This is a genomic window from Flavobacterium sp. (genome assembly GCF_013823965.1).
Taxonomy (GTDB): Bacteria; Bacteroidota; Bacteroidia; order Flavobacteriales; family Flavobacteriaceae; genus Flavobacterium.
In genome coordinates this window covers 57150-68111 of record NZ_PNNA01000048.1, presented here as the reverse complement: position 1 = coordinate 68111, position 10962 = coordinate 57150, and the positions used below count along the sequence as shown (strand labels likewise).

7 protein-coding genes are annotated in these 10962 nt (G+C 36.3%); all 7 read left to right on the top strand.

From position 1 onward, the window contains the following. A partial coding sequence (locus C0430_RS05700) for a cytochrome c oxidase subunit II (RefSeq protein ID WP_290866403.1) occupies nt 1-1078 on the top strand: 1078 nt, incomplete at its 5' end. A 31-nt stretch (nt 1079-1109) separates the two neighbouring features. Next, nucleotides 1110-2906 (top strand): cbb3-type cytochrome c oxidase subunit I, encoded by a 1797-nt coding sequence (locus C0430_RS05695; RefSeq protein WP_290866401.1) that lies wholly within the window; start codon nt 1110-1112, stop codon nt 2904-2906. A 173-nt stretch (nt 2907-3079) separates the two neighbouring features. Continuing rightward, nucleotides 3080-4246, top strand: coding sequence for a hypothetical protein (locus C0430_RS05690; RefSeq protein WP_290866399.1), 1167 nt, complete (start codon nt 3080-3082; stop codon nt 4244-4246). An 82-nt stretch (nt 4247-4328) separates the two neighbouring features. Beyond that, on the top strand, nt 4329-5351 hold the full coding sequence (gene ruvB / locus C0430_RS05685) for a Holliday junction branch migration DNA helicase RuvB (protein WP_290866397.1): 1023 nt from the start codon (nt 4329-4331) through the stop codon (nt 5349-5351). A gap of 323 nt (nt 5352-5674) precedes the next feature. After that, nucleotides 5675-6595 carry a tRNA epoxyqueuosine(34) reductase QueG gene (gene queG / locus C0430_RS05680; protein ID WP_290866407.1) on the top strand — a complete coding sequence of 307 codons (921 nt, stop codon included), beginning with the start codon at nt 5675-5677 and terminating at the stop codon, nt 6593-6595. A gap of 204 nt (nt 6596-6799) precedes the next feature. Next, the gene (locus C0430_RS05675) at nt 6800-7921 is read left to right on the top strand and encodes an AraC family transcriptional regulator (protein WP_290866395.1); all 1122 of its coding nucleotides are present in this window, start codon (nt 6800-6802) and stop codon (nt 7919-7921) included. 510 nt (nt 7922-8431) lie between these two features. Beyond that, nucleotides 8432-10948 carry a hypothetical protein gene (locus C0430_RS05670; protein ID WP_290866393.1) on the top strand — a complete coding sequence of 839 codons (2517 nt, stop codon included), beginning with the start codon at nt 8432-8434 and terminating at the stop codon, nt 10946-10948. The last annotated feature ends 14 nt before the right edge of the window (nt 10949-10962 follow it).

Genomic DNA, 10962 nt, shown 5'->3' with positions numbered 1-10962 from the left:
AACTCAAGTAGGTGATGCGGATAACTCACAAATAGCCAATGATGGCGATAATAACATACAAGGTTATTTGATGTTTGGTTTCTTGGCATTCATTTATATTTTCTCAATTTACGGATTGATAAAATGGGGTTCTTTAGTGCTTCATACACCTGCTTCGAAACACGGTTTGGATATCGACAATTTAATGAATGTTACTTGGGTTTTGATTTTTATAGTACAAGCCGTTACCCAGGTTTTGTTACATTACTTTGCTTTCAAATACAGAGGAAAACAAGGAAAAAAAGCATTGTTTTTTTCCGATAGCACAAAATTAGAAGTAATTTGGAGTGGAATTCCTGCCGTAGTATTGGCTATTTTAATCCTCTTTGGATTGTATGCTTGGACTAATATTATGTTTGTTGACGAAGACGAAGACACTATTGTAGTTGAAGTTTATGCACAACAATTTAAATGGACAGCTAGATATGCTGGTCCTGACAATGTTCTTGGTAAAGCAAATGTAAGACTTATCGATGGCGTAAATACTTTGGGTGTTGATTTGTCGGATCCAAATGCTCAGGATGATATCGTCGTTACGGAATTGCACATTCCAAAAGGTAAAAAGGTACATTTCAAATTCCGTTCACAAGACGTTTTGCATTCTGCTTATTTTCCTCATTTTAGAGCGCAAATGAATTGTGTTCCCGGTATGGTTACAGAATTTGCATTCGAGCCAGTTTATACTTCGGCTGAATATAGAGAATTACCTTATATGGTAGAAAAAGTAAAAAACATCAATGACATAAGAGCAAAGAAAAGTGAAGCCCTTGTTGCAAAAGGAGAAGCTGCTCTCGATCCTTATACTTTTGATTTTTTATTGATTTGTAATAAAATTTGTGGAGCCTCTCACTACAACATGCAAATGAAAGTAGTGGTTGATACACCAGAAGATTATAAAAAATGGTTGAGCGATAAACCTACATTGGTTCAAGAAGTAAAAACAGCCAATGCAGCTCCTGCACCGGTTGATGGCGAAGTAGGAAAAGATTCTACAAAAGCTAAGGATACTGCGGCTATTGCCAAAATAGCAATGAAATAATTATTTAAGAGAAAATTTAAAGCACACATATATGTCAGCAGAAGGTCACGATCACGTACTGGATCACGAACACGAACACCACCATAAAGACACTTTTATCACTAAATATATTTTTAGTATAGATCACAAAATGATTGCCAAACAATACTTGATTACGGGTATTTTTATGGGTATTATTGGCGTGATGATGTCAATGCTTTTTAGAATGCAATTGGCTTGGCCTGAAGAATCATTCAAAATATTTAATGTATTGTTGGGTGATAAATTTGCTCCAAACGGAGTTATGGCAAACGATATTTACCTTGCACTGGTTACAATTCACGGAACTATAATGGTTTTCTTTGTTTTGACGGCCGGATTAAGCGGTACCTTCAGTAATTTGTTGATTCCACTTCAAATTGGTGCAAGAGACATGGCTTCTGGTTTTATGAACATGATATCTTATTGGTTGTTCTTTTTATCAAGTGTCATCATGGTTTGTTCGCTTTTCGTTGAAGCGGGACCAGCGGCAGCCGGTTGGACAATTTATCCACCATTGAGTGCTTTGCCACAAGCAATTCCAGGTTCAGGTACAGGAATGACGCTATGGTTAGTTTCTATGGCCATATTTATAGCCTCTTCATTGATGGGGTCATTAAATTACATTGTAACGGTTATCAACCTTAGAACAAAAGGAATGTCGATGACAAGATTGCCTCTTACTATATGGGCTTTCTTTGTAACCGCCATTATTGGAGTAGTTTCTTTCCCAGTTTTATTGTCTGCAGCGTTATTGTTGATTTTTGACAGAAGTTTTGGAACCTCTTTTTTCTTGTCTGATATTTATATCGCGGGAGAAGTTTTGCATTACCAAGGTGGTTCACCAGTTTTATTCGAGCATTTGTTTTGGTTCTTGGGACATCCTGAAGTTTATATCGTAATATTACCGGCTTTGGGTATTACATCAGAAATCATTGCTACCAACTCTCGTAAACCAATTTTTGGATACAGAGCGATGATTATGTCAATTTTGGCAATCGCATTTTTATCAACGATAGTTTGGGGTCACCATATGTTTGTTTCTGGAATGAATCCGTTCCTTGGCTCGGTATTTACTTTTACCACTTTATTGATTGCAATTCCTTCGGCAGTAAAAGCATTTAATTACATCACGACGCTTTGGAAAGGAAACTTGCAGTTAAATCCTGCAATGTTGTTCTCCATTGGTTTGGTATCAACATTCATAACAGGTGGTTTGACAGGAATTATTCTGGGAGACAGTACTTTGGATATCAATGTTCACGATACCTATTTCGTGGTTGCACACTTCCACTTGGTAATGGGTATTTCTGCACTTTACGGAATGTTTGCAGGTATTTACCATTGGTTTCCAAAAATGTTCGGAAGAATGTTGAACAAAAATCTTGGGTACATTCACTTTTGGGTAACTGCAGTTTGTGCTTACGGAGTGTTTTTTCCAATGCACTTCATAGGTTTGGCAGGTTTACCAAGACGTTATTACACAAACACCAACTTCCCATTATTCGATGATTTGCAAAATGTAAACGTTCTTATAACTACTTTTGCTTTAATTGGTGGAGCTTTTCAATTGGTGTTTTTATACAATTTCTTCAGTAGTATTTTCTATGGTAAGAAAGCGGTACAAAATCCTTGGAAATCCAATACTTTAGAATGGACAACTCCTGTTGAACACATACACGGAAACTGGCCGGGAGCAATTCCTGAAGTTCACCGTTGGCCATACGATTACAGTAATCCTGGTCACGATGAGGATTTTGTTCCTCAAAACGTACCAATGAAAGAAGGAGAAGAAGTTTTACATCACTAGTCTCTTTTGAAAATATATTTAAATGCCTTTCGTTTCGAAAGGCATTTTTTATTTATAATAGTTTTGAATGTGATTCATTCTAAGTATGATATATATCATAAAACTTGTATAAGAAATTTCATAAATTAGAGGTATATTTATTTGCCCTTTATTCAAACATTAAACTTACTACAATGACTGTTTTTACTACAAAATTTAAAAATACCTTATTGGGGTTTTTATTTCTTATTTATATGACCACATATTCTGGTAGTGCCCAAGTTGGAATTGGTACCACAGATCCTAAATCCACTTTTGAAGTCAATGGTTCTGTAGGCTTGAAAGTAAATACTGTAACTGCCAGTGTCATTTTAGATGATACTTATGGTATTGTTATTTGTGATAATGGTTCAACTGCAATTACGCTAACTTTACCCAATGTAACTTTGTGTATGGGTCGTGTTTACACCATTAAACGGAATGCTTCAAGTACTGCCAATGTAACAATCGCTGGTACTATTGATGGTGTGACAAATTTAATTTTAGCTAAAGCAGGTGAAGCCGTAACGCTTTTTAGTAATGGTACTGAGTGGAAAGCGACAAGTACTAATAATTCCTCATTGTCATCTGATTGGAATCTTATTGGAAACGCGGGTACAAATCCCACAACAAATTTTGTTGGAACTACGGATGAAAAAGATTTAGTTTTAAAAACTAATAATACTTCTAGAATCACAGTTTCAAGTGATGGTATAACTAAAATAGGCGATGTTGCAAATGGAAATGATACAAAAGTAGAAGCTGATGGAACACTTGTCTTTGAAGGTAGCGCCGAAGTTTGGGATGATCTAAGGGTTTCTTTGGATAAAGGTTCTAGCTCGGCTTCTTTAGAATATGTTTGGGGTGGAGTAGGTCCGCAAATATGGTATTTCAGAAATAATGAAGGTCTCGAGATGATGTCTTTTGTTGTTCAAATACCTCATAATTGGAAAGAAGGAACAACAGTTTATCCACATGTTCATTGGTTACCAAAAGCTTCTAAAAGTGGAAATTTAGAGTGGAATCTTGATTATAGTTGGCAAAATTATGATGCGTCAACACCACAAGTTTTCCCCACATACACTACCAGTACAGTCGTTACTACAGGGCCTTTTGTGGCAAATACTCATAGGATTTCCTCTTTGACGAGCGGTTCAGGATTAGATGGTACAGGTAAAAAAATATCTAGCATATTGATATGTCGTATTTGGAGAAATTCAAGCAATGCAGCAGATACTTACACTGATGACGCAGGCCTTTTGTCACTTGACTTTCATTATCAAATAGATACTGTGGGAAGTCGTGCCCAATATGTTAAATAAAAGTATTATCTATTTTAAACTTCCAATGCCTTTCCTTTCGAAAGGCATTTTTATTTGCTTATAACTTTGTTATATTTGTAGAATGAATGAGAATTTAGACCCAACAAATAACGGTTACAATCCAGAAGAACTTGATCTCGAAAAAAGATTAAGACCACTTTCTTTTGACGATTTTGCAGGTCAGGATCAAATATTAGAAAATTTAAAAGTTTTTGTTCAAGCGGCCAATCAAAGAAATGAAGCACTTGATCACACCCTTTTTCACGGTCCACCAGGATTGGGAAAAACCACTTTGGCTAATATCTTGGCCAATGAGCTGCAAGTGGGAATAAAAATAACTTCAGGGCCAGTTTTGGATAAACCGGGAGATTTGGCAGGTTTGTTGACCAATCTCGAAGAAAGGGACGTTTTGTTTATTGACGAAATTCATAGATTGAGTCCAATTGTCGAAGAATATTTGTACTCGGCAATGGAAGATTTCAAGATTGATATCATGATTGAATCTGGACCCAACGCCAGAACGGTGCAAATCAATTTGAATCCATTTACCTTGATTGGTGCCACCACGCGTTCCGGTTTGTTGACGTCTCCCATGAGAGCCCGTTTCGGAATATCCTCCAGACTGCAATATTACACCACGGAACTCTTAACGACCATTGTCGAAAGAAGCGCTTCCATATTAAAAATGCCCATTTCGATGGAAGCCGCCATCGAAATTGCAGGACGAAGCAGAGGGACACCGCGTATTGCCAATGCATTATTGCGTCGTGTTCGTGATTTTGCCCAAATAAAAGGAAATGGAACCATCGACATAGAAATTGCTCGTTACGCTTTAAAAGCCTTAAATGTTGACGCCCACGGTTTGGACGAAATGGATAACAAAATACTGAACACCATTATCGATAAATTCAAGGGTGGTCCAGTTGGATTGTCCACTTTGGCAACAGCGGTTTCAGAAAGTAGCGAAACCATCGAAGAAGTTTATGAACCCTTCTTGATTCAGGAAGGATTTATAATGAGAACGCCAAGAGGAAGGGAAGTTACCGAAAAGGCATACAAGCATCTCGGAAAAGTAAGAACCAATATTCAAGGCGGACTTTTTTAGGTGTTAAGCGAGAAATAGGAAGATAGAAATGACCAAATATTTAAAAATAAAATTATAAATGGTAACAGGAATGTCGCTCTTGCTAATTTTGTTGGTGTTTTTTTTGACTATTTTTATTTGGTTACTATATCATTTTAAGCAGGCAAGAATTAAAATTGGCGTCGTAATCTCGTCAATTATTGCTTTGTTTCTTCTTTACTTAATTTTAGCCTTAATGCAATTATAGATAAAATTAAGTAAGGGTCATTTTAGAAAAGACTTTCCATTACTTTTAGATAAGAACTTTTTTAAATTCAAGTTGTAGAACTCATAATTCATAACTCATAACTCAAAACTCAAAATATTCGCAATTCATAAAATCCGAAGCCAATCGCCTCGGGTTTTTGTCTTGCGGGATATCCAAAGCAGGGTTTTTGGAAGATGAAGCACCTCGTTTGGAACATTGGCTAAATAATCAAATGAATGGTCAAATGTCGTATATGGAAAATCATTTCGACAAGCGACTTGATCCCACTTTGCTGGTTGATGGTGCCAAAAGCGTGGTTTCCCTTTTGTTGAATTATTATCCTTCCGAATTGCAGAATCCTGATTCTTATAAAATTTCCAAATACGCTTACGGACAAGATTACCATTTTGTCATCAAGGAAAAATTGAAGGAATTGCTATATTCAATCCAGTCAAACATTGGAGAAGTTGGAGGCCGTGCTTTTGTGGATTCAGCTCCTGTTTTGGACAAAGCTTGGGCAGCCAAAAGTGGTTTGGGTTGGATTGGCAAAAACGGCAATTTGTTGACCCAAAAAGTGGGTTCTTTTTACTTCATTGCCGAACTCATTATTGACCTAGATTTAGAATACGACAACGCAACGACTGATCATTGTGGGTCTTGTACAGCCTGCATCGATGCTTGTCCAACTCAGGCCATTGTTGGACCTCGCGTTGTCGACGGCAGCAAATGTATATCTTATTTCACCATTGAACTCAAGGAAAATATTCCCGTAGAAATGAAGGGCAAGTTTGATGATTGGGCTTTTGGTTGTGATGTTTGTCAAGATGTTTGTCCTTGGAACCGGTTTTCTAAACCACATAAGGAACCACTTTTTAATCCCAATCCGGAAATGCTTTCCTTGTCCAAAAAAGATTGGACAGAAATTACGGAAGAAACTTTTAAGGTTATTTTCAAAAACTCTCCTTTGAAAAGAGCCAAATTTGAAGGTTTGAAACGGAATGTTGATTTTTTGAAATGATTATTCCTGTTGCTTTTGTTGTTCTTGTTTTATGATTTCAATTGGCAAAAGGGCTTTTTATTGTTAAAATCACCTGTCTATTATTAGAGAATAAATAGCTACTTTTGTAATTAGTAGTATTCTTTTTTAGATTTTATCCATAGAACTGTCGTATTGATTAATATAAATAGCATATTGTTTTTTTTCTTTTTGGCCAGTTTTTTAATGGGTATTATTTGTGTAATAATCCTTGTGGTTTTAAATCGAGATCCAAAGCACGGCACGAGATTGCTCGCGTTAGGTTTGTTGACGATTTCTATTATTCTTATTTTCAACAACTTTATTTACATTGACGGGTTTTATTTGCGTCATCCAAATATTTGGAGAAAAGGACTGCCTTTTCAATATCTTGTTCCTCCACTTTTTTATTTGTATGTCAGGGCTATTCTAAATCGCGAAACTACTTTTCGAAAATGGGACTGGCTTCATTTTATGCCCGCATTACTTCACGCGATCGAACTTACTCCGTTTTATCTTCTTTCTACCCCAGAAAAACTGGTCTACATAAAATACATGTTTTCGCATCCTGAATTGTTGCCTTTACAAAAGGAAGGGTTGTTGCCGCCTTATTTTCATCCTGTTTTAAAAACGGGAATTGGCATTGTCTATCAGATTTTTCAAGTGCGTTTGCTGGTGCTTTTTTTTAGAAAAAACAGTTTATGGTTGAAAAATAATTTGGTGATTTGGACTTGGCTCAAAAGCTTAACATTTCTTACTTGCTTGACATATTTTTTCCTTTTTTTTGTTTTTATTTTTCACAATGGAATCAATTTGATAGATGCCACACTTGTTCCGCTTGGTGTCATTCTTTTCTTTAGCACGGTTAATCTTATGCTAAATCCAAGAGTTCTCTATGGGTTAAAAGATCAAAAAGATTTGAATGTAATTCTTGAAATAGACGAAAAAAAATCTTCAAACAAAATTTTTAGTCTTTCTTCAGAAAAGATAAATGAATACAAGGAAAAATTGGAATTCTTTATCAAAAGCCAAAATCCATTTTTGGAAAAAGGCTATTCCATAAGGCAAATGGCTGCTGATTGCGATATTCCCGTACATCATTTATCGATCGTTATCAATAGGGAATATGGATTGAATTATGCCGATTTTATTAATCGCTATCGTGTTGATTACATTTTAGCCCATCGTTATGACGAAAATTGGAGACAATTTTCCCTGGAAGGTTTGGCAAAAGAATCTGGTTTTAATTCCCGTAGTTCTTTTATTAAAGCTTTTAAGAAAGTGACAGATCAAACTCCATCCGATTATTTTGAGAAAAACCGACATTAAACAGGTCAAATCTGCGGTAAAGGTGTCTCATTTTGCAAAACACTACACCCTGACTAGGGTATAAATTTATTTTCTGCTTTCCACTAGGTACTTTTGTCTGAAATTTCAAATTTTTTTATGAGAAGTTGATGTGTACTTTAATTGACTTCAGTTTTTTTAGAAAAATTCATCTATGAGTATTTTATTTTCATTTATAGGTATTTTGTTCTTGAAACTCATTTAATGGAATAATTTTGTTCTTGAGAACATAGTTGTTTGTGCTTCAAATCACTAAATATAAGCGTATTGAAAATTTTTACCTACACTCTTTTCCATAAATACATCCATAATTTTTCATTTTTTTCTGAATTTAAAAAAAATTTTTATTCGGGAATAAATTCGACAATCATTCCATCAGGTATAGATTGCGCAATTCTATGTCTGTATAGAAACAACTTCAGTTTTAACTCGACAAACTCACTATAAACAATAAGAATTTAATTTTCCCGAAATGGGATAATAATATATTTTATGAATACTAACAACCAACTGCCGCTTTTAAAAAGAACTTTGCAAAAACCAACTTTGTATTCTCTATTGTTGTTCTTTTTTTTAGGAATTAATAGTGCCACTTCACAAAACATAGACAATAATGGATGTGTCTTGGGAAATTTTGGTATTGATGGAGATTTATATTCTGGGTCATTAATTTACGGAGACACATCGCCAGCTACACCTTTAGGTACAGATGACTGGTTCGCTGGCGAAACAGGAACGGGTGTTGGAGTGATACAGACGACCAATTCAGCTGCAATACAAACACTTTTGCAGGGAACCGGAGATCCTGTTTATGAAGCTAGAATGAATGGTTATTTTGGAGCTGTTGTGAATGGAAGAATTTGGTATGATGCGATATATGCCAGGGATAATTTTGGCGGTACAGGTTTTGTCGATCCAACTGCTTTTCCCGTTTCAAGTAAAAATACTCAACCACCAAGTTCTTGGTCTGCTGGACCAGCAAATGTTTTGGGTAAAAATGATTTGTTGGATGTCGCTGCACACATAAGAAGATTGGGTTCAATAAACGCATCACCTCTTTTCTTGACAGGATTAATATCAAGAGCTGAACCTGGAGGTGCTGCCTATATGGATATGGAGTTTTTTATTAAAGATGTTACTTACACTGCAGGAGTTGGTTTTTCTTCTGCTGGAAATGAGTTGGGACATACAGCCTATCATTTTGATGCTGCCGGAAAACTTACCCAAATGGGAGATATGATGGTGAATATCTCTTTGAACAATGGTGGTGCTGAAACAGATTTAGAAGTGAGAATTTGGGTTAAGAGAGCTGATAGATTAAACGCATCATTGATACCAGCTTCTTTTAATTGGGGCATTAATTATGATGGGCCGACGACTACTTCTGAATATGTGTATGCTTCAATTGTTCCAAAAAATGCAGGTGGCGCTTGTGGATATGTAAATGGGGCTTTACAATTTCCTGCTGCTGCACCATGGGGACACAAAGGATCGAAAGAGAATGTTTATAGAAACACTTTCCCAGAATATGCTTTAGCAGAAATAGGTCTGAATTTGACTGAATTTGGACTGGATCCTGCTTTTGTTCCTGGATATGACTCTTGTGAATATCCGCATAAATCTTTTTGTGTAAAAACAAGATCTTCTGCTTCATTTACTGCTGCCTTAAAAGATTTTGCAGGGCCATACGCTTTAGGTAGAAACACACCTTTAATTACCTCTACAAACTCTTTGTCTTGTTCGAATCCAACTACTACCTTGACGGCAGATCCAAACAGGACTGATATTGTTTATTCTTGGACAACAACAAATGGTCATATTGTAAGTGGACAAAATACAGCAGTAATTGTAGTAGACCAGATTGGAGATTATACCTTGACTGGTACAATGCCAAATGGCTGTCCTATAGATGGGGCATCTTTTGAAGTAACTTATGATACATCTAAACCATTTTTTAATGCACCCCAAGTATCTTCAACGATATCTTGTTCAGGGACTAACGGTACAATTAATTTGACTGTTACTGGAGCCACAGCCCCGTATACTTATTCGTGGACAGGACCTTCCAGCTATACATCGACTTCTGAAGATCCTCAAAATCTAATACCAGGAACTTATAATGTAGTTATTACTGATAACTGGGGATGTACAACATCAACTTCTGTTGAAGTAATCGGAGGAACTCCAATTGTATTTAATCCAACGGTTACAAATGTGAGTTGCAATGGGCAGAAAAATGGAAGTATAAGTATAAATCCAATAGGAACAAGCCCATTTACATTCAGTTGGTCTAATGGTCAAACGGTTCAAAATATTCAAAATATTGGAGCAGGCAGTTATTCGGTTAACGCCACAGACGCAAACGGATGTGTTTGGTCTGCAACTTATACCGTTACTCAGCCTAATACGCTTAGCTCGTCAATTACAAAAATTGACGATACTAATGTAGATCCTGCCGTTGGTAACGGCTCTATTGCTCTTACCGTTATTGGAGGGACAGGACCTTATTCTTATTCTTGGTCAGGACCTTCCAGTTTTACTGCCACAACCGAAGACTTGTCCGCTTTAAAATATGGACAATATCAGGTGACAGTTACTGATGCCAATGGGTGTGCAACTACAAATAAAGTATTCGTTTACGAACCGGAAATTTGTAACGATGGTATTGATAACAATGGAAATGGACAAACAGATTGTGAAGAGACATCTTGCATTCCATTGAATCCAGGAACAATCACTCCTTCTAAAAGTGCTCCATGTGTTGGAGATTCGGTTACTTATACGGTTACAAATAATCCGGCATATACTTATGTTTGGACTGTTCCTGCAGATGTTGTGTTTACGGGTCAAGGAACAAATCAAATCACCATCACTTGGGCATCAACCCAAGGTGGAAATATTTGTGTCAAAGCAAATAATGTAGGTTGTTTGAGCACGCCAAGCTGTATGTTAGTTTCTCCAAATGCAATACCAGTAACGCCAACTCCACTTAATCTAATCAATCATTAATACGAAAAGTAGGT